General features: G+C 59.1%; 16 protein-coding genes and 1 pseudogene. 9 read left to right on the top strand and 8 right to left on the bottom strand.

Translation table 11 applies throughout. From position 1 onward, the window contains the following. Positions 1 to 24 precede the first annotated feature (24 nt). Positions 25 to 1,224 (bottom strand): MFS transporter, encoded by a 1,200-nt coding sequence (locus ACYJRZ_RS22765; RefSeq protein WP_459462789.1) that lies wholly within the window; start codon positions 1,222 to 1,224, stop codon positions 25 to 27. A gap of 253 nt (positions 1,225 to 1,477) precedes the next feature. Here ACYJRZ_RS22765 and ACYJRZ_RS22770 point away from each other — a divergent pair, with 253 nt between their 5' ends. Continuing rightward, on the top strand, positions 1,478 to 2,350 hold the full coding sequence (locus ACYJRZ_RS22770; protein ID WP_459462791.1) for a DMT family transporter: 873 nt from the start codon (positions 1,478 to 1,480) through the stop codon (positions 2,348 to 2,350). Between the two features lie 132 nt (positions 2,351 to 2,482). On the opposite strand, the gene ACYJRZ_RS22775 is transcribed toward ACYJRZ_RS22770, so the two are convergent. Further along, entirely contained in the window at positions 2,483 to 2,875 is a 393-nt protein-coding gene (locus ACYJRZ_RS22775; protein WP_459462793.1) for a winged helix-turn-helix transcriptional regulator, read from the bottom strand. 81 nt (positions 2,876 to 2,956) lie between these two features. On the opposite strand from ACYJRZ_RS22775, the gene ACYJRZ_RS22780 reads away from it, so the two are divergent. The 5 genes from ACYJRZ_RS22780 to ACYJRZ_RS22800 all read left to right on the top strand — a co-directional run bounded on the left by ACYJRZ_RS22780 (position 2,957) and on the right by ACYJRZ_RS22800 (position 7,720). Next, positions 2,957 to 3,688 carry an SDR family NAD(P)-dependent oxidoreductase gene (locus tag ACYJRZ_RS22780; protein WP_459462795.1) on the top strand — a complete coding sequence of 244 codons (732 nt, stop codon included), beginning with the start codon at positions 2,957 to 2,959 and terminating at the stop codon, positions 3,686 to 3,688. A gap of 218 nt (positions 3,689 to 3,906) precedes the next feature. Beyond that, entirely contained in the window at positions 3,907 to 4,680 is a 774-nt protein-coding gene (locus ACYJRZ_RS22785; RefSeq protein WP_459462797.1) for an amino acid ABC transporter substrate-binding protein, read from the top strand. A gap of 88 nt (positions 4,681 to 4,768) precedes the next feature. Next, complete coding sequence (locus ACYJRZ_RS22790) at positions 4,769 to 5,449, top strand: amino acid ABC transporter permease (protein WP_183874892.1); 681 nt, start codon at positions 4,769 to 4,771, stop codon at positions 5,447 to 5,449. Next, positions 5,446 to 6,207, top strand: a complete 762-nt coding sequence (locus ACYJRZ_RS22795) for an amino acid ABC transporter ATP-binding protein (protein WP_459462799.1) — start codon at positions 5,446 to 5,448, stop codon at positions 6,205 to 6,207. Before ACYJRZ_RS22790 ends, ACYJRZ_RS22795 begins: the two co-directional genes overlap by 4 nt. Positions 6,208 to 6,472: 265 nt before the next feature. Next, positions 6,473 to 7,720: an MFS transporter gene (locus tag ACYJRZ_RS22800; RefSeq protein ID WP_459462801.1), complete on the top strand. Its 1,248-nt coding sequence runs from the start codon at positions 6,473 to 6,475 to the stop codon at positions 7,718 to 7,720. 120 nt (positions 7,721 to 7,840) lie between these two features. Here ACYJRZ_RS22800 and ACYJRZ_RS22805 read toward each other — a convergent pair whose 3' ends face one another. The 4 genes from ACYJRZ_RS22805 to ACYJRZ_RS22820 all read right to left on the bottom strand — a co-directional run bounded on the left by ACYJRZ_RS22805 (position 7,841) and on the right by ACYJRZ_RS22820 (position 13,602). Continuing rightward, entirely contained in the window at positions 7,841 to 8,299 is a 459-nt protein-coding gene (locus ACYJRZ_RS22805) for a GNAT family N-acetyltransferase (RefSeq protein WP_459462803.1), read from the bottom strand. Positions 8,300 to 8,380: 81 nt separating this feature from the next. After that, positions 8,381 to 9,202, bottom strand: coding sequence for an AidB family quorum-quenching N-acyl homoserine lactonase (aidB, locus tag ACYJRZ_RS22810; RefSeq protein ID WP_459462805.1), 822 nt, complete (start codon positions 9,200 to 9,202; stop codon positions 8,381 to 8,383). 81 nt (positions 9,203 to 9,283) lie between these two features. Further along, positions 9,284 to 12,745, bottom strand: coding sequence for a pyruvate carboxylase (gene pyc, locus ACYJRZ_RS22815; protein WP_459462807.1), 3,462 nt, complete (start codon positions 12,743 to 12,745; stop codon positions 9,284 to 9,286). Between the two features lie 116 nt (positions 12,746 to 12,861). Then, positions 12,862 to 13,602, bottom strand: a complete 741-nt coding sequence (locus tag ACYJRZ_RS22820) for a helix-turn-helix transcriptional regulator (RefSeq protein ID WP_459462809.1) — start codon at positions 13,600 to 13,602, stop codon at positions 12,862 to 12,864. 365 nt (positions 13,603 to 13,967) lie between these two features. Here ACYJRZ_RS22820 and ACYJRZ_RS22825 point away from each other — a divergent pair, with 365 nt between their 5' ends. After that, on the top strand, positions 13,968 to 15,737 hold the full coding sequence (locus ACYJRZ_RS22825) for a glucan ABC transporter ATP-binding protein/ permease (RefSeq protein ID WP_459462811.1): 1,770 nt from the start codon (positions 13,968 to 13,970) through the stop codon (positions 15,735 to 15,737). A 76-nt stretch (positions 15,738 to 15,813) separates the two neighbouring features. Here ACYJRZ_RS22825 and ACYJRZ_RS22830 read toward each other — a convergent pair. Next, positions 15,814 to 16,184: pseudogene (locus tag ACYJRZ_RS22830) on the bottom strand (transposase); the annotation flags it as partial. Positions 16,185 to 16,527: 343 nt separating this feature from the next. Between ACYJRZ_RS22830 and ACYJRZ_RS22835 the strand changes: the two are divergent. Then, a complete protein-coding gene (locus ACYJRZ_RS22835; protein WP_459462813.1) occupies positions 16,528 to 17,847 on the top strand; it encodes a type II toxin-antitoxin system HipA family toxin in 1,320 nt (439 codons plus the stop codon). Between the two features lie 17 nt (positions 17,848 to 17,864). Next, entirely contained in the window at positions 17,865 to 18,143 is a 279-nt protein-coding gene (locus tag ACYJRZ_RS22840; RefSeq protein ID WP_459462815.1) for a helix-turn-helix domain-containing protein, read from the top strand. Between the two features lie 573 nt (positions 18,144 to 18,716). Here the strand turns inward: ACYJRZ_RS22840 and ACYJRZ_RS22845 are convergent. After that, positions 18,717 to 19,913 carry an OpgC family protein gene (locus ACYJRZ_RS22845; protein ID WP_459462995.1) on the bottom strand — a complete coding sequence of 399 codons (1,197 nt, stop codon included), beginning with the start codon at positions 19,911 to 19,913 and terminating at the stop codon, positions 18,717 to 18,719. Positions 19,914 to 19,928 lie beyond the last annotated feature (15 nt).

The following is a 19,928-nucleotide window of genomic DNA, read 5'->3' on the forward strand; positions in this document are numbered from 1 at the left end:
CTCTATCGGGCAAAAGCGACGAAATTAATGCTTGGCATCCCCGATACCGTCGGCGTAGCGCGCGAGCGATGACAATGCCAGTACGACGAGCAGCAGCACCGGCAGCGCCATAAGGACCGATGAGAAGCCGACATGCTCGGCGGCAAAGCCGATCGCGGAGGGCGCAACCAGCATGCCGGAATAGCCAAGCGTCGTAACGACGGAAATGGCGATGCCCGGCTGCAGGCCCGGAATATTGCCGGCCGCCGAAAAGGCGATCGGCACCATGTTTGAAATGCCGATGCCGCAGAGTGCAAAGCCGAGAATGGCGATTTCCGCGTTCGGCGCCAGCGCGGCCGTCAGCATGCCGACGATGGCAAAGACTGTGCAGACCCGCAATGTCTTGATCGCGCCCAGCCAATCGCGGACGAAATCGCCGGCAAAACGCATGGTCGCCATAGTGGCGGAGAAAGCGGCGTAGCCGAAGCCGGAGAGCGCCACCGAGGCGCCCTTTTCCTGGCTGAGATAGAGCGCGCTCCAATCCAGAACCGCGCCTTCCGGCACCATGCAGAAGAGCGCGACGATGCCGAGCAGCCAGGGCAGCGGGATCATCGGCAGCTTTGCTTTCGGCTTGGTCTCATCATGATGTGGCTGGTCGCCAAGCACCATCGGCCAGGCAATGGCGAGGAAAAGCGCGGCAATCGCGGTCGAGGTCTCGGCATGGGCGAGAATGCCCCAGCGAGAAATCAGCAGTCCTCCGATCGCCGCGCCCAAAAGGCCGCCCAGGCTCCAGAAGGCATGGCAGGAGGACATGATCGCCCGACGCATGGATTTTTCGACCGAGACGGCATTGGCATTCATGGCCACATCCATGGCGCCGATGAAACCGCCGAAGAGAAAAAGCGCGATCGCCGCCGTCCAGACATTCGGCGCCAGCGTCAGCGCCAGGATCATCGGCAGCAGCAGCACCGCAAAGGCACGCACGACAATGCGCGAGCCGCGCACCGCGATCTGCGCGCCGGCAAGCGGCATCATGACGAGGGAACCGACGCCGAAGACGAGAATCATCAGGCCGAGCTCGAATTTCGTCAGTTGCAGCCGCTCGGCGAATTCGGGAATTTTCGGTGCCCAGCAGCCGACCATGAAGCCGTTCATGAGAAACATCAGCGACACCGCAGCACGCGATTTGGTGAAAAACGGACTCCTGCGCTCTTTCAAGCCCTCCATTCTCGTCCCGTTGTCCATGAAAACTCCTCCAAATTTGCGCCGCAGTCTATTTAAATCGATTGAAATCTCAACGATCGAAAAAGCCGAAACGGTCACATTTCATCTCCGTCTGTTAAAGCGGAGGCAAAGACACCACAACCCGAATAAATCATTCATATGTGCACGCCATCGGCAAAATGTTCTATTGACGCCGAAAAAGTAGGCTCCTATCGGTTGAGACCTGAAAGATCCTTCAGCCGGCCCAAGCCGGATCATCTTCTGGTGCATCCTCGTGAAAAACTCCATCAGCTATGGCATCCTGCTTACGGTGTTTGCCTACATGCTGTTCACCGCCCACGATTCGGCGGTGAAACTGCTCGTCGCCTCCATCCCCGTCTGGCAGGTCCTGTTCATCCGAAGCTGCACCATCCTTGCCGGCTGCTTCGTCTTCGAAGGCCCGTCGCTGGTCCACAAAGTGGCGCGTTCGCCGATCATCAAGCCGATGATCCTGCGTAGCGTCATCATCCTGATCGCCTGGATTTCCTATTATTCGGCGGCGTCCTACCTGCAACTCGCCGAGGTAACGACGCTCTATTATGCAGCGCCGATCGTCGGTACTATCCTCGCGACCATCGTGCTGCGCGAAAAGGTCACCGTCGCCCGCTGGATGGCGGTCGGCGTCGGCTTTTGCGGCGTGGTGATCGCCTCCAATCCCGTGGGGCTGTCGATTTCCTGGCCGGTCTATCTGGCGCTGCAGGCCGCCGTCCTCTGGGCAAGCGGCATGGTGCTGCTGCGCAAGACGGCGCTGCACGAGAAGAGCCATATCCAGATGGCCGTCTCGAACATCCTGTTCATCATCCTGACCGCCGGCATGGCAATCGCCCATTGGCACACGCCGACGCCCTTCCAGATCGTGCTGCTGGCGCTCACCGGCATCATCGCCGGCGCCGGCCAGCTCGCCCTCTTCGAAGGCATGCGCCAGGCGCCCGTCTCGGTGCTGGCGCCGTTCGAATATACGTCTCTCGTCTGGGCCTTTTTGCTCGGCTATCTGATCTGGGGCGACATCCCCGGCGCCAACACATTTATCGGCGCCATCCTGATCCTGAGCGCGGGGTTGATTATTATTGTCAGCGAGCGGATGAAGCGGCGAGCGGCGGCGGCTTGAGCTGAAGAACTGGGCAATGACTGTCCGTCACCTTGCCTGCTGTCGTATCGGTTAGCCGTTCTCGTGGTTCGCTAGCAATTTCGGTCCGCCGGAACGGCGGCTTTGCACCCAGAAGCGGTCATGGCGACGTGATCAGCGACGATTTGCCGTGTTGTCATAGTGTCGCGTGGCCGCCTCGACCTTCTCGCCATTGGCGGCTGCCCATGCACACAGTGCTTCGAACGGTTCCCGCAGTGAATGGCCTAATGGAGTAATTGCATATTCCACGCCGATCGGCTGAGTTGGGAGTACGGTTCTCGTCACAAGACCGTTCCGCTCAAGCCTCTTCAAGGCGTCGGCCAGCGCCTTATGCGTGATCCCATCGAGACGCCGCTTTATCTCGTTGAAGCGCGAGGGTTTGGGACAAATCACTGTCAGTATCAGGATCGTCCATTTGTCAGCGATCTTGTCGAGCACCGGGCGAACCCGCGCCATGTCGCCGCAGGCGCGATGAGAAAGTGCTTCTAGGTCAGTATAGTCGTCCATATCTAGGCTACTTCAGGTGCGTAATTGATACCAGATATAGGACGTATATCATGACGAGACCATCAATTGAAAGGATTTACGATGGCTCGAATGAGTAACAAGGTTGCCCTCGTCGTGGGCGGCGCCAAGGGCATAGGCTTGGCAATTGCAGAGCGGCTTTCTGCCGAAGGGGCGAAGGTCTTCATTACCAGTCGTAGAAGTGACGATGCCGAGAAGGCGGCCAAGGTTATCGGCAATGACGCGGTCGGCATTGCCGCCGATGCCAGTGTGCCCGAGGATATGATGGAGGTTGTCGAAAAAGTGCGCAAAGCATACGGCCGTATTGACGCGCTCGTCTTGAATGCAGGCCTCTCCGAACCTGCGCAGATTACCGACATAACGCCTGAACACTTCGACCGCCACTTCAACGTCAACGTCCGCGGGATGGTTTTTGGCCTGAAGGCGGCTCTAACCGCGATGACGGAAGGCGGATCGGTGGTCCTCGTCGGATCCATCGCCGATAGCGCGGGCTACGCTTCGTACGGAACCTACGCCGCCACGAAAGCGGCCGTCCGTTCTTATGCCCGAACATGGACTGCAGAGCTCGCGCCCAAAGGGATACGCGTCAACGTTGTCGCGCCCGGTCCAACGGATACCGAAATGATGGCTGCGGTTCCGGAAGACATGCGTGCAGCGCTTGTCGCACCGATCCCGATGGGGCGAATGGCGCGTCCTTCGGAAGTGGCTGCTGCCGCCCTGTTCTTGTTGAGCGATGACGCGAGCTATATTGCCGGTGCCGAACTGTGTGTCGACGGCGGCTTGCGCCAGGTCTAAGGCTGAGTTCAAACGCTGTACCCGATCTGAGCAGGTCGGGTACAGCAAAACGCACTCGATGGGAGACAGACTTTGAATTGAAAATCACCACCCTTCCCTCTTTGAGAAAAATATTCGCAATTGCCGCTTTATCTTGCAGTTTTCTACGCTTTCGCGGTGCAAATTTTCTGCGATGTATGCGACATTGAATAAAACCGCTCCAGAAACGGAAGAAAACGATGAACTGGTTGAAGACTGTTGCCGCCGCCGCCCTCGTGCAGGCTGCATTCCTGCTCCCCGCCCATGCCGGCGAAAACCTCAAGGCGATCCAGTCGGCCGGCGTCTTCAAAGTCGGCACGGAAGGCACCTATGCGCCCTTCACCTTTCATGACGAGAGCGGCAAGCTGACCGGCTTCGATGTGGAGATCGCAGAAGCCATCGCCGCCAAGCTCGGCGTCAAGGCGCAGTTCCTGGAAGGCAAGTGGGACGGCCTGATCGCCGGCCTCGACGCCAACCGCTATGATGCCGTCATCAACGAAGTCGGCGTCACCGAAGCCCGCAAGAAGAAGTATGACTTCTCCGAGCCCTATATCGCCTCCAAGGCCGTGCTGATCGTCAAGGACAGCAACACCGGCATCAAGGATTTCGCAGATCTCAAGGGCAAGAAGGCAGCACAGTCGCTGACCAGCAACTTCGGCAAGCTTGCAACCGAATCCGGCGCCGAACTCGTCGGTACCGACGGCTTCGACCAGTCGATCCAGCTCGTGCTGACCGGCCGCGCCGATGCGACCATCAACGACAGCCTTTCCTTCCTCGATTTCAAGAAGCACAAGCCTGACGCCCCGGTAAAGATCGTCGCGCAGCAGGCCAATGCCGATTTCTCCGCCGTCATCATCCGCAAGGGCGAGCCGGAACTGCTTGCTGCGATCAACAAGGCGCTGGCCGACATCAAGGCCGACGGCACCTATGACAAGATCTCCAAGAAATACTTCGGACAGGACGTTTCGAAGTAAGGGGAATAGGCAGAAACGCCAAATTGTGAAAAAGATGCGTCCGGGGTCACCTCCGGACGCATTCTCTTATTGATTGAAAGGCTTCTCCTTGGAGCATTGGCTGCAACTGATGTGGGAGTCACTGGGCACGCTGCTTTGGGCGGGGCTCGTCTTCACCATCCCGCTCACCTTGATCACCTTCGTTCTCGGCCTTCTGCTCGGCCTGCTCACCGCCGTCGTCAGGCTGTTTGCCCCGGCGCCGTTCGTGGCCATCGCCCGCTTCTATGTCTGGGTGATCCGCGGCACACCGCTGCTGGTGCAGCTCTTCGTCATCTTCTACGGCCTGCCGAGCCTCGGCATTCTGCTCGACGCTTTTCCCGCCGCCGTCATCGGCTTCACGCTGAGCGTCGGCGCCTATACATCCGAAATCATCCGCGCCGTCATTTCCTCCGTGCCGAAAGGTCAGTGGGAGGCCGCCTATTCGATCGGCATGAACTGGCGCCAAGCCATGAGCCGCACAATCCTCCCGCAGGCAGCGCGGGTCGCCGTGCCGCCGTTGTCGAACACCTTCATTTCGCTGGTCAAGGATACGTCGCTCGCCGCCGCCATCACCGTGCCCGAGCTGTTTCAGGCCGCGCAGCGCATCGTGGCAACGACCTATGAGCCGCTGATCCTTTATATCGAGGCCGCCATCATTTATCTCGTGCTCAGCACCTTTCTCTCGACGCTGCAGGGCTACCTCGAACGCCGCTTCGCCCGCTCGGGCGGCACGCTGGAGGCACAGGCATGATCGAGCTTTCGCATATCGAAAAGCGCTTCGGCGACAATGTCATCCTCAAGGATATCAGCCTGACGATCCCCGAGGGAACGGTGACGGCGCTTGTGGGGCCTTCGGGCGGCGGCAAGAGCACGCTGCTTCGCTGCATCAACCTTTTGGAAATCCCGACAGCCGGAACGATCCGCATCGGCGGGGAAACGGCCACCTTCCAGCCGGGCAAGAAGCCGTCCTGGCAGGACATCCAGAAGATCCGCCGCCAGACGGGCATGGTCTTCCAGAATTTTCAGCTCTTTCCGCATCAGACCGCGATCCAGAACGTCATGGAGGGCCTGACGACCGTGCTGCGCTGGCCTCAGGACAGGGCTCGCGCTCGCGCCGTCGAGCTTTTGACCAAAGTCGGCATGGCGCACAAGATCGATGCCTGGCCCTCGACGCTTTCGGGCGGCCAGCAGCAACGTGTCGCCATCGCTCGCGCGCTCGCCCCCTCGCCGCGCGTTCTGCTCTGCGACGAACCAACCTCGGCGCTCGATCCGGAACTGGCGGCCGAGGTCGTCGACGTGCTGGGCAAGCTTGCCAACGAAGGCACGACCATGGTCATGGCAACGCATGATCTGCGCTTGGCGTCGAAGATCGCCAACAACGTCGTGTTCCTCGAGGCGGGCAACATTGTCGAGACCGGCTCCTCACGCAACATCTTCTCCAACCCTGCACAGGAGCGGACGAAGCAATTCATCTCGACACTGAATTCCGGGCTCAGCTACGACATCTGAGCCCGCCCACCTGACTCGAAAACGGCGTCATATTGGGGCAGCCGTGCATTGACGCTACGCAACTTTGCGGTTAGCTCTAATGCCATGAACACGGCACTCGTTCTCGTAGTGGTAGGAAGGCGCATGGGCAGGATGGTGTAACCATCCGGCGAAAGCACCCATGCGCGGTAAGCAGGCTCCTGACGGGGCCTTTTTTATTGCCTGAAACCCGGGCTGCACCCCGTCAGATCTTCCTCGACTTCCAATCCACACGACGGACAAGGCCATGACGCGCACCGAAAGCCGCATCGACCATTCAGCCAAGCAAGCAACCGACGACACGACCACCGGAAGCGCCGCCATGCAGCCGCGGCTGATAACCCTCATCCTGCTCTCGGCGCTTGCCGTGCTGCCTGTTAACATGATCCTGCCGTCGCTGCCGAAGATCGCAGCGGCATTCCATGCCGATTTCGCCCTCGTGAACCTATCGGTTGCCGGCTTTTCGATTGTCACCGCGTCTCTTGAAGCGGTCGGCGGCGCGATATCGGACCGGTTTGGCCGTCGGCCTGTCGTCTTGACGGCGCTCTCGATCTTCATCGTCGCCTCGATTGGCTGCGTTCTCGCGCCCAATATCGGCATCTTCTTGCTGTGCCGCATGATGCAGGCCTGCATCGGACCGTGTTATTCCGTCGCTCTCGTCATCATCAAGGAAACATCAGACGAGGGCCAGGCTGCCAGCAAATTCGGCTATCTCGCGATGGGATGGGCGCTGGCACCCATGGTAGGGCCTCTGTTCGGCGGAACCTTGGACGAGCTTTTAGGCTGGCAGGCGAGCTTCGTCGTCCTCGCGATCTTCGGTGTTGCCGCCTTCCTTCTATCCCTGCGCGAATTGAAGGGGTCGCAAGCGCCATCCCTGGCAGCACCTGGAAACTATCTAGCCTCTTATGGGCTGCTTTTACGTTCGGCACGGTTCTGGGCCTATACGCTCTGCATGGCCTGCTCGATGGGGGTTCTCTACATCTTCTTTGGGGGAGTGCCGCTTACGATCGGCGATACGCTTGGCGGATCAAGCGCAAGGCTCGGCTTCTATATGGGCCTAATCCCCGCCGGCTTCATTCTGGGCAGCTATCTAGCCGGCCACTACGGCGCGAGAATCCAACTCGGCACGATCCTTGTCGCCGCACGGCTTCTGACCTGCCTTGGCCTAGCAACGGGTCTTGCCTTGTCGCTATCGGGGACGATGCATGTTTGGGCGCTCTTTGGCCCCTGCATTTTCATCGGCATCGGCAATGGCCTCACCATGCCGGCCGCCAATAGCGGCGCGATGTCGGTACGAGCTGATATGGTCGGAACGGCTGCGGGAATGGCGGCGGCCATGCGGATATCGGGTGGCGCGATCATCGGCTCTCTTGCCGGACTGTTTCTTGCCCAATCCCCTGCTATTCATACCTTGTTCGCCCTGATGCTGATTTCAGCTTTGCTCGCATTGCTGGCTGCGTCTTGGGCTGCGATGATCGAAAAACGGGCTTGCTGACGGGCGGCTTTCGCCAAGCTGGAGAAATTCCAGGAAAAATGCGCAGCGGTTTTCCATCCGGAATTGCGTAAAAACAAAGAGATAGAGCCTTTCAGCGTTTTGAAGAAGTGCGGAAAGGCTCTATCCGACGCGTTTGCTCATGTGGACGAGAAAGCCATCCTTGAGCGGCTCTTCGCGATCGATCGCGTAGCCGTTCTTCAGATAGAGTTCCACATTCTCAGCAAAGCGCTTGTTGGTATAGAGGCGGATATCGTTCACACGGAGCGAGGCGGCAACCTGCTCGGCATGGGCAAGCAGCCTCCTGCCGATGCCACGCCCCTGATGGCGGGGCGATACGGCGATGTTCTCGATTAGCAGATGATCGGCAGCCGGCACCATCTCGATCAGGGCCACAAGCTCGCCATCAGCCTCAAGGAGATCGATACGATGCTTCCGCACCGCTTCGGCGTAGTCAGCCGTCATCGGCAGCGGTTCACGACCGATGAGCGGCACCCATTTGCCATAGGCCTCGCGTGTCAAGGCAAGAATGGGGCCAACATCGGCATCGGTCGCCGCACGCAAGAAAATCTCTTCCGCCACTTCCAAACTCCCCTTCGGTCAGTCGACCCCAGTTGCGCAGCTCTTGCAGTCAGGTGTTTCAGGCTTGCACCGCCGGATATGTCAAGCTGGCAGAATCCTGTAGCCGCCTGTATCCCGTGTCACCCGCCCAAAACCAGTGATATGCCCACCGGCGACGATCCACCCTTGAGAGGCAGCGTCCTCCAGGGCGGCGAGACGGGTTCTGGCCGCCTGCCCAGGGTCGAGATCATAGGTCAGTCCGATCTTCGGATCGACGGGCTGCAGATCCCCCAGATGCAAGGTATCGCCCCAAAGGAGCAGGGAAAGATCCTTACCGCGAAGCAGATAGCCGATATGGCCGGGTGTGTGACCCGGCAGCGGGAGAACCTCTATGCCTGGCAGCACTTCCCCTGCCCCGATCCGTCTTACGCGCGCGCCATAGACCCGCTGCAGCTGCTCGGCAATCTTGAAACCGCCGCGTCTCGCCTCCGGCAGGGCTTCACGTTCGGCTGGATCGGTGAAAAAGGCGATATCGCGTTCCGATACGAACACCTCTGCATGCGGGAAGTATGCCGTGTCGCCATCGAAGAGACCGAGCGCATGATCGCCGTGAATATGAGTGAGCAAGACGCCCTGGACCTCATCAGGCGAAACTCCCGCGTCACGCAGCGCTGCACGCGCATGGCCGTATTTCGGCCCCCAGGACGAGCCGGTCCCAGCATCGAAGAGAAAAATACCGGCCGGTCCGCGCAGGAGGAAGCAGTTCACATCAACCTGAAGCGTCGGCTTGCCCCAGCTTGCGATCGCATGCTGCCGGGCAACATCGCCGTCCGCGTGGATCAACACGTCCGCCGGCGCCTCAAAGAGGCCGTCAAGCAGAAGCGTAACGTCGTACTGCCCAATATGCAGGGAATGATCGGTCATGACTATGCTCAGCCTGGGATTTGCAAAAAGAAAGGGGCGGATCAGTGAACCGCCCCCTTTTTATTCTATTCTCACCTATGCTCAGGCGCCGTAGACGACGAGCAGATCCTTGGCGTCGATCTGGTCGCCGGCGCGCACCAACACCTCGGAGATCGTACCGTCCTTTTCCGCGTGCAGCGCCGTCTCCATCTTCATGGCCTCGATGGAAACAAGCACATCGCCGGCCTTGATCGCCTGGCCGGGCGAGACGAAGACCGTGGAGATGACGCCCGGCATCGGCGCACCGACATGGGCAGCATTGCCGGTCTCGGCCTTGCGGCGCACCGCACTGCCGGAAGCACCATGGGCACGATCCGGCACCTTGATGCGGCGCGGCTGGCCATTGAGCTCGAAGAACACGGTGACCATGCCCTTCTCGTCGGTCGCCGTCATCGCCTGGTTGACGATGACAAGCGTCTTGCCCTTCTCGATTTCAGCAAAGAGCTCATCACCTTCCTTGAGACCGTAGAAGTAGGCTGGCGTCGGCAATACCGAGACGGGGCCGTAGGTATCGGCGGCCAGCGCATAGTCAGTGAAGACCTTCGGATACATCAGGTAAGAGGCGAACTCGAAATCGTCGACCTTGCGCTCCAGCTTGGTCTCTATGACCTTGCGCTCGGCATCGAGATCGGCTTCGGCAAGCAGCGAGCCGGGACGGACGGTATAGGGCTTCTCGCCCTTCAGCGCCTTCTTCTGCAGGGCTTCCGGCCATCCGGACGGCGGTTGGCCGAGATCGCCCTTCAGCATCGAGACGACCGAATCCGGGAAGGCGATATCCTTGGCCGGGTTCTCGACATCGGCGACCGTCAGGTCCTGGCTGACCATCATCAGTGCCATGTCGCCGACGACCTTGGAGGACGGCGTCACCTTGACGATATCGCCGAACATCTGGTTGGCATCGGCATAGGCTTGCGCCACTTTATGCCACCGGGTTTCAAGCCCGAGCGAACGCGCCTGTTCCTTGAGATTGGTGAATTGCCCGCCGGGCATCTCGTGCAGATAGACTTCCGAAGCCGGTCCCTTGAGATCGCTTTCGAAGGCAGCATACTGATGGCGCACCGCTTCCCAGTAGAAGGAGATGCGGCGGATCCATTCGGGATCGAGGCCCGGATCGCGCTCGGAGCCTTTGAGGGCTTCGACGATCGAGCCGAGGCAGGGCTGCGAGGTATTGCCCGACAGCGCATCCATCGCCGCATCCACAGCATCGACGCCGGCGTCCACCGCGGCCAGCACGGTTGCGGCCGCGATGCCCGATGTATCGTGTGTATGGAAGTGGATAGGCAGGCTTGTTGCCTCGCGCAGCGCCTTGAAGAGCACCTTGGCCGCTGCTGGCTTCAGCAAGCCCGCCATATCCTTCAGCGCGATGATATGAGCACCGGCCTTTTCCAGCTCGACGGCGAGATCGGTGTAATATTTCAGATCATACTTTGGACGAGCCGAATTGAGGATATCGCCAGTATAGCAGATCGCCGCCTCGCAGAGCTTATTCTCCTCGGCGACCGCATCCATCGACACGCGCATGTTCTCGACCCAGTTCAGGCAGTCGAAGACGCGGAAGAGATCGACGCCCCCCTTGGCTGCCTGACGGACGAAGTACTTTACGACATTGTCGGGATAGTTGGTGTAGCCGACGCCGTTAGCACCGCGCAGCAGCATCTGCAGAAGGAGGTTCGGCGCACCCTCGCGGATCAGAGACAGTCGCTCCCAGGGGTCTTCGGTGAGGAAGCGCATGGAAACGTCGAAGGTGGCGCCGCCCCAGCATTCCAGCGAAAGAAGCTGCGGCAGGGCGCGCGCATAGGTTCCGGCGACGCTGGCGATATCATAGGTGCGCATGCGGGTCGCAAGCAGCGACTGATGGCCATCGCGCATCGTCGTGTCGGTCATCAGCACGCGCTTTTCGTTGCGCATCCATTCGGCAAACTTCTGCGGGCCGAGCTTGTCGAGCAGCTGCTTGGTGCCGTCGGGAATATTGCCGTTGATATAGGGCAGCACCGGTTGCGCCACCTTGGGCGACGGTACCGGACGACCGCGCGTTTCTGGATGGCCGTTGACCGTGACATCGGCGAGATAGGTCAGCAGCTTCGTGGCGCGATCCTGGCGCTTGACCTGCTGGAAGAGCTCCGGCGTCGTGTCGATGAAGCGCGTCGTGTAGCTGTTGTCGCGGAATTTCGGATGCGTGATGATCGCTTCGAGGAAGGTGAGGTTCGTCGCCACGCCCCGGATACGGAATTCGCGCAGCGCGCGGTCCATGCGGGCGATCGCCTCCTGTGGGTTCGGCGCCCAGGCCGTTACCTTCACTAGCAGCGGATCGTAATAACGGGTGATGATCGCGCCGGTATAGGAGGTGCCGCCGTCGAGACGGATGCCGAAACCGGAGGCCGAGCGATAGGCAGTGATGCGGCCGTAATCCGGAATGAAGTTATGTTCCGGATCTTCCGTCGTCACACGGCATTGCAGCGCATGGCCGTTGAGGCGAATGTCTTCCTGCTTCGGAACGCCCGATTCCGGCGTGCCGATGGCAAAGCCATCGAGAATATGGATCTGCGCCTTGACGATATCGATGCCGGTGACGACTTCGGTCACGGTGTGCTCGACCTGGATGCGCGGATTGACTTCGATGAAGTAGAATTTGCCGGTGTCGGCATCCATCAGATATTCGACGGTGCCGGCGCCGACATAATTCGTCGCCTTGGCGATCTTCAGCGAATAGGCGGCCAGTTCCTGACGCTGTGCCTCGGTGAGATAGGGGGCTGGCGCGCGCTCGACGACTTTCTGATTGCGGCGCTGGACTGAACAGTCGCGCTCGAACAGGTGCACGACATTGCCGTGCGTGTCGCCGAGGATCTGGCTTTCGACGTGGCGGGCGCGCTCGACGAGCTTTTCGAGATAGACCTCATCCTTGCCGAAGGCCGCCTTCGCCTCGCGCTTGGCTTCCGTCACTTCCTTGGCGAGATCGGCCTCGGAGCGGATGACACGCATGCCGCGGCCGCCGCCGCCCCAGGAGGCCTTGAGCATGACCGGATAGCCGATCTCAGCCGCCATCTTGGCGACTTCCTTCATATCGTCAGGCAGGGGGTCGGTTGCCGGCACGACCGGCACGCCGACCGAGATCGCCAGGTTGCGCGCTGCGACCTTGTTGCCGAGCTGGCGCATCGTATCGGCGCGCGGGCCGATGAAGATGATGCCGGCGGCATCGCAGGCATCGACGAATTCGGGGCTTTCCGACAGCAGGCCATAGCCGGGATGGATGGCATCGGCGCCCGAAAGCTTGGCGACGCGGATGACTTCCTCGATCGACAGATAGCTCTCGATCGGCCCGAGATCACGGGCAAGATGCGGACCGCGGCCGACCTGATAACTCTCGTCAGCCTTAAAGCGATGCAGTGCGAGTTTGTCTTCCTCGGCCCAGATGGCCACCGTTTTTATGCCAAGCTCGTTGGCAGCGCGGAATACGCGGATGGCGATTTCGGAACGGTTGGCAACCAGGATCTTGGAAATGGGCAATGCAGTCTCCTCACGGCATCGAAACGGGCAATGCTGCACCCGCGAAGAGAATTCTTAACTTCTTGTCACAGGAAGTTCAATTTCTCCTGCGACATCCGACATCAAAATAGTTGCTTTTACGGAATAAGTCCGTTCCTGAAAGCGATGGCAACGATATGCTGCCGATTTCTAGCCTTCAGCTTGTCCTGAATACTGTTCATATACCAGTCGACGGTATGATTGGAGATTGCCAGCAACCGGCTGATCTCGATCGAGGTCATGCCGTCGGCCAGATGACTGAGCACTTCCATCTCACGCTTGGTCAGCTTCAACTCGGCTGCCCCCGCTCTCTCCAAGTATTGCGCTTCGTCTCGAAATTCCAGAAGTCGCCAGAAGACCTTTCTCGCAACCGCGTCGAAAACGGAAATCTCGGTTGGAGAAAGATCGACCGCCTCGCCGCCGATCGTCATACTTCCAAGCAAGCCGTTGCGACCGTGGATCGGGAAGAGATAGCCGTCGGCGAGCCCGTTGGCGCGGGCATCCGCCATCATTTGCTCCATGCGTCGCCGCAGCGGGTCCTTCTTCAGCGCCGCAACGGCATCGCTCCAGCGGAAGGGACGCTGCGCCTGGATCGCATAGCGTCCGACTGGATCGACAAGCATGTACCTCTTGCGGACATAAGTCAGCGGCCACTGATCGGGCCAGCGGCCCGCCAGCATGAAATGCGCAACATCGACATTCGGCCGCGCCCGCTTCAAGACGCCATAAAAATCGAACTTATAGGAGCGAAGCGCAAGCTCAAGCTCGGCCACGACGTCCTGCGCGAGCTTGCATTCTTCAATCACGACAAGCAATTGTATGAGCGAATGGATATTCACAGTTACCCCTTGACCTTGCAGCCTGAATGATCCGCAGACGAGCTTTGCCATCCTACTTGCCGGGTCCCCAGCACGCTTATTCGGCGGCAACATACTCACGCCGGGGCAAAATTGAACGTCTTTGGCGATTTTTTTGTCGTTCAACCCTGAATAGCCGGGGCTTGCGTGACTTAATGGTAACGGTTAACGCGGCGGTGAGCTGTCATATTTCTGCGGCGAACGATAGCAGCGCTTTCTGGGCAACGCGTCAGGCGTGAGAAATTCCCCTTAAAAAACAGCTTCAGATTCCGTTAATCGCCGGTTCAGGTACCGATCTGTACTGTCGCAGCATTCCGAGTTTTGCTGATGCAAAGAGGGTGCCTGACGTGTCACTGTTCAAAGTCTATGCAAGAGCCTTGAAGTATCTTGGCGCGTATCGATACCGCGTCTGGATGGTCGTGATCGCAAACATCGCGCTTGCGATGACCACCATCTACGAACCGGTTCTGTTCGGCCGCATCTTCGACGCCATTGCCAAGAAGGACGCCGTCACGCCGACCATGATGCTATGGGCCGGCTTTGCCGTTTTCAGTGCAGTAGCCTTCATCGTGGTGTCCCGCGAGGCCGATCGCCTCGCGCATGGTCGTCGCGCGACCCTGCTCACCGAAGCATTCGGGCGCATCATCTCGATGCCGCTCTCCTGGCATAGCCAGCGCGGGACGGCAAGCGCATTGAATACGCTGCTGCGCGCCTGCGAAGCACTGTTCGGCCTGTGGCTCGAATTCATGCGCAACCACCTGTCGACCGCTGTCGCTCTTGTCGTCATGATCCCGACTGCCATGTCGATGGACCTGCGCCTGTCCGCAGTGCTTATCCTGCTTGGCGTCTTCTACTGGACCATCGGCCGCTTGGTCATGAGCCGCACGAAGGATGGTCAGACTTCGGTCGAAAGCCACTATAACACGGTCTTCTCGCATGTGAGCGACTCGATCAGCAACGTGTCTGTGCTGCACAGCTACAACCGCATCGAAGCTGAAACCAAGGCGCTGAAGTCTTTCACTGAACGCCTGCTGGAGGCCCAGTATCCGGTCCTCGACTGGTGGGCCCTTGCCGGCGCGCTGAACCGCACGGCTTCGACCGTCGCCATGATGGCGATCCTGATGATCGGAACCGTTCTCGTACAAGATGGCAGCCTGAGCCTTGGTGCGCTTATCACATTCATAGCCTTTGCCAACGTGCTGATCGGCCGCCTGGAACAGCTGCGCAACTTCGCCAACCAGATTTTCGAAGCTCGTGCCAAGCTCGAAGACTTCTATACGCTGGAAGATTCGGTTCGCGATCGCGAAGAGCCGGCCGGCCTTGCCGAAATCAAGGACGTCAAGGGCGAAGTGGAATTCCGCGATGTCTCCTTCGGCTTCGCCAACTCGTCGCAGGGCCTGCACGACATCTCCTTCAAGGTAAAGGCAGGACAGACCGTTGCCATCGTCGGCCCGACCGGCGCCGGCAAGACGACGCTCGTCAACCTGCTGCAGCGTGTCTTCGACCCGCAGAAGGGCCAGATCCTCGTCGACGGTCACGACATCACCAAGGTGACGCGTAGGTCGCTGCGCCGCTTCATCGCCACCGTCTTCCAGGATGCCGGCCTGCTGAACCGCTCAATCAGCGACAACATCCGCCTCGGCCGTGAAGGCGCAACGCAGGAAGAAATGATCCGCGCAGCCCAGGCTGCTGCCGCCAACGACTTCATCGAAACCCGCGAAGGCGGTTACGATACCCGCGTCGGCGAACGTGGTAACAAGCTTTCGGGTGGTGAACGCCAGCGTATTGCGATCGCCCGCGCCATCCTCAAGGATGCGCCGATCCTCGTGCTCGACGAAGCCACAAGCGCGCTCGACGTCGAAACCGAAAACCGGGTCAAGACGGCGATCGACAATCTGCGCCAGAACCGCACGACCTTCATCATTGCGCACCGCCTATCGACGGTTCGCGAGGCCGACATGGTCCTCTTCCTCGATAACGGCCGCATCATCGAGAACGGCAGCTTCAACGAGCTCAGCCAGAGCAACGGCCGCTTCGCCGCCCTGCTGCGCGCCAGCGGCATCCTGACGGACGAGGAGGTCCGCAAGGCACACACAACGGAAACCGAAGCCGCCTGATCTTCGCAAGGGGCCTAAGATCGAAGCCGGGAGAGCTGTGCTCTCCCGGTTTTTTGCTGCTTAGAGCGCGTCCATTTTACTCGAGGGCATATCCACACGCCGTGAAGTAGTTGGCGCATTCTTGGGGTTTGGAAAGCGCAATGATCTCGCCGACTGTGTCCCACAGTGCTTCGACGGTGCCCTTTGCTCTCGCTCGGAGGAGCGCTTTGAGCTTAGAGAAGGCCTTTCGATGAGGTTGAAGTCCGGGCTATAGGGCGGGTGGTAGAGTAGCTGGAAACCGGCCACTTCAATAGCCTGCCGCACGCCTTCGGCTTTGTGCGCAGGCAGGTTACCCATCACGATAATGTCGCTGTGCATCAGTTTTGGCACGAGAACCTGTTCGACATAGGCTCGGGACGCTGCGCCATTCATTGCGCCGTCGAGCAGCACCATAGCCGACGAGCTGGTCGAAGGGGTTTCGCCCTCTTCATCCAGCATCTTCCCTTCGACAATTGCGCTATGCGGCGTTGATCTCTTCCACATCCAGCGTCGCAAGGACCCGATCTTGATACCCTTCGGCATCAGGCCACGAGGAACCCAGTCATCGAACGTTCTTGGTGAAACGCAAGGCATGGCCGCAGCTTCCGCCCAGCTCACGGCAAACTTGAATGTTGCCGATAGGAACGCTCGCGCGCGATAAACGTTGGCCGCGTTTTGGTAGTCGACAATTCTGACAAAAATTATTCACCCACTTTGATGGGTTGAATAAATGAAGAAGATGCGTTAATTGATCCATTGAAAGGGTCATTAAATGCGTCTGACGCTCCAAACCCATTTTAATCGTGAGTGGCATTACGCTGCGACTCTAGAGCTAAGGGACGACGACGGCTTTCAGAGCGCGTCCATCGTCGATTACGAGCTCGACTACTTCGTTACAATGGCATCGGCGGAATTTGCAGTCGGAAAGACAGTTCATGACCATCGCGCCTTGTCGGTCCGTTATCCCGTAGATCTCGAACATCGATATAGCCGTAGCTGGCCACCCTTCCTCTTGGATCTTATGCCCCAGGGACATGCGAGGCGAAAGCTTGCCGAACACCTCGGGCTCGCGGAAGGCTCGCGCGCTTCCGATCTCCCGTTGCTTCTGCGATCTGCTACAGGTGGCATTGGCAACATCCGCATCAAGGAAGCGGCTGAAGCCGAAACGGAAAGATTGCGAGGCGTTGAGCGTCAAGGCGTTACAGAAGCGGAGATTCTTGAGCGCTCAGATCGTTTCATGGAAGTCGCTGATCGCTTTGGAATGCTCGCCTCTGGCTCAAGCGGCCTGCAAGGCGAATGGCCGAAGGTCTCGATGACCAAGGCGAAAGATGGACTCTATTATCCTGACAGTTTCGTGACCGATGACGAAGCCGCACGCCATGTCATCGTCAAGCTGGTACGCAGCAACGAGCCCGTGGACCGCCTAATTCTCGAAGGCGAAGCCCTCTATTCACGGATCGCCCAAGGGATCGGTCTGAACGTCAGCGAACCCTCGACTTACGCCGAAGGTGTCTTGATCATTCCCCGTTTCGATCGGAGGAAGATGGAGGGCGGGGAAACAATCCGACTGGGCCAGGAAAGCCTGGTGTCAGCGGTTGGAGTCGCCGATTTCGGCCATGTCGGGACGCATGAGGCCTATATCGAAGTTCTGCGTCAATATTCAGCCGATCCCTTCGCGGACATAGTCGAATACCTGAAACGCGACATCGCTAACCTGGCGCTCGGCAATCCCGACAATCACGGCCAGAATTCAGCACTTAGCAAGCATCAGGACGGCACGATCCGCCTGTCTCCACTCTTTGACTTCGCTCCTATGCGGCTCGCCAAGGAGGGGATTGTTCGTTCCACCCGATGGGCCATGATGCGCGACGGTGGTCGCGACCATCTTCCGGATTGGAAACGCATTTGCACTGAACTGATGCCCGTTCCTGCCGAGCAGGAACTTCTAACGGCTTCGATCTGTGCATTTGCACAACATCTACAGCACGCACCAGAGCTGGCGAAGCGCATGGGGGCATCTCCCGAAGTGCTAGAGCGTGCGATGGGGCGCTGTAAGGAAATCGCGGATAACGTTGTGGCGACATGCCAGTGATGCCAGAGGGATGGTAAATGGCTCGATGGAAGAAGCCCACGAAGGAAGAAGTTCTTGAAAACAGACGAAGGCTGGCGGAGCGTGCTCGACAGGGGGATCTCAGGTTGCCGGATGCTGTAATGGAGATACGAAAAGGGTTCGGAATGACCCAAGAGGAATTCGCCAGAACCCTTTCACTTACAAGGCGCCAAGTTGCCGAGATTGAATCAGGCATGGCAAACCCCACACTTGAAACCTTAGAAAAGATTGGTCGATTGTTTGGGTTCGGAATTGGCTTTGTTCCCAAAAGCAGCTGAACCAAGCAGTTAGTTCGCGGGTCAGGCTTGCGTTCGAACATTTTGGGAAACTGGGATAGGCAACGGAACATAACACAGGTGTTGCGGGAAAGCGGTGAGGAAAACCAAGTATAGCGTAACGAATCAGATCTCGGCTGGGGTATTGGATGCTCGGTAGTTCAGGCCGCTGATTGCCTGACATGCGCTCCGAAGCCGAGAATTCGGAGCTGGTGGCAGTCGCTGCCTAATTCCAGGAGTTTCTGTTGCTCGTCCCGCATATGCGATAGCCTCTGCAGCAGGCGGGGTAAGGGTGAGGGTGAAGGGCCTCTACCTGCACGAGCTTACGCCGGTCACGAAGAAAGACCCGGCGGGAAAAGCGGGTCTCTCCGTTTTCTGATCGGAGGTCAATACGGACGAATGCCGACTGGAGTTAAGGTCGGTACCCGACCGGCATCGGATCAGAACTTGCACTCGAAGCTGGCCAGGTCCGTCCAGTTGTCAGTGCCGATCCCATGAACCGAGCCGCCGCGCGCTTTGCAGCAGCGGGCAGATCGATAGGCCGAACCGCGCAGACACGCGGCGTGGCAGAAGCCTTCAGCGACGCTTTCCGAAATGCACAGGCATTGCGGCCGGTGCCGCAGACGTCTTGGCCGTACGCTGGCCAGCAAGCTCAAGCCGCTTGTGCTCGAGATGATAGGCATAGAGGAACTGCGCGGCGATGCCGAAGACGACATAGATGGCACCGACGACCGGGCTCTTGTTGGTCACGTAGAGAAGGACCTGGCCGGCCATGGCGAGGATCGTGCCCGCAACGAAAATGTTCAGCGAATGCCGCCCGAGGATTGTCAGCGGGTGGTTCGCCGAGCGGCGCAGAAACGCCGAAATGGCGGGGATGCTTACGATCATATAAGCGAGCGCCAGAACATGCAGCAGCCGCGGCAGCGACAGGAAGGTCTTATCGAAGCCGGTGACGACGGTCGGCAGGCCGAGCATGGCAAGATAGTCGCCGAGTATCCATAGCTTGTCGGTCACCCAGATGAAGGACACCAGCACATAGGCGCAGGCAAGCCCGATCAAAACCGGATGGGCAGGGATTCGCCCACCGCGCTTGACATGCATGCTGGCAACGAACCCGATGACGAAAAGCAGCTGCCAGGATAGCGGATTGAGGAACCAGAAGCCGTCAAGCAGCGTGGTGTGCGGCGCGATATAATAGATGCCTGATACCAGCCAGACGCCGACCGAAACTGTGAGCAGAAGCAGGGGGCTCCTTGCCTCCAGCAGCATGATCAGCGGCAACATCAGGAACAGGGCGCCGTACATCGGCAGGATGTTGTTGTAGCCGATCTGATGGCCAAGCGTCAGGAGCGCAGGGATACCGCGCGCCGGGTCCATCAGCAGGGCAAGGATGTTCACTTCGCAGAGCAGGCCCTTCTGGTGGAAAATCCATGCGCCGGAGATGAAGAGCACCAGCGTCACGAATGTCGTGATCATATGCGCCGTATAGAGCGTGAAAGCACGCCTGATCGCCTTCCATGCGACGTTCAGCCGACTGCCCGGAAGAAACCTGGTTCCGTAGGCAAAACCGACGGAGATACCGGAGATCAGCACGAAAGCCTCGGCGCCATCGGAGAATCCGAAATTCTTGGAGGTCAAATCTTCGAAAATCTGGCCTGGCACGTGGTTGATGAAGATCATAATCAGAGCCAGAGCTCTGAGGACATCCAGTCGGGTATCCCTCTGCGAGACCGGCTTCGGCAAACTCAATCGTTGTGCCGGCACCGAGCTCATATCCGCCCTCGAATT

The sequence above is a fragment of the Rhizobium sp. No.120 genome (assembly GCF_054558365.1).

Bases quoted from the DNA above. Each gene is read 5' to 3' on its own strand.
- ACYJRZ_RS22835 (WP_459462813.1), top strand. From the start codon at position 16,528: ATGCGTCTGACGCTCCAAACCCATTTTAATCGTGAGTGGCATTACGCT.
- ACYJRZ_RS22765 (WP_459462789.1), bottom strand. From the start codon at position 1,224: ATGGACAACGGGACGAGAATGGAGGGCTTGAAAGAGCGCAGGAGTCCG.
- ACYJRZ_RS22775 (WP_459462793.1), bottom strand. From the start codon at position 2,875: ATGGACGACTATACTGACCTAGAAGCACTTTCTCATCGCGCCTGCGGC.
- ACYJRZ_RS22800 (WP_459462801.1), top strand. From the start codon at position 6,473: ATGACGCGCACCGAAAGCCGCATCGACCATTCAGCCAAGCAAGCAACC.
- aidB (WP_459462805.1), bottom strand. From the start codon at position 9,202: ATGACCGATCATTCCCTGCATATTGGGCAGTACGACGTTACGCTTCTG.
- ACYJRZ_RS22795 (WP_459462799.1), top strand. From the start codon at position 5,446: ATGATCGAGCTTTCGCATATCGAAAAGCGCTTCGGCGACAATGTCATC.
- ACYJRZ_RS22785 (WP_459462797.1), top strand. From the start codon at position 3,907: ATGAACTGGTTGAAGACTGTTGCCGCCGCCGCCCTCGTGCAGGCTGCA.
- ACYJRZ_RS22780 (WP_459462795.1), top strand. From the start codon at position 2,957: ATGGCTCGAATGAGTAACAAGGTTGCCCTCGTCGTGGGCGGCGCCAAG.
- ACYJRZ_RS22840 (WP_459462815.1), top strand. From the start codon at position 17,865: ATGGCTCGATGGAAGAAGCCCACGAAGGAAGAAGTTCTTGAAAACAGA.
- ACYJRZ_RS22845 (WP_459462995.1), bottom strand. From the start codon at position 19,913: ATGAGCTCGGTGCCGGCACAACGATTGAGTTTGCCGAAGCCGGTCTCG.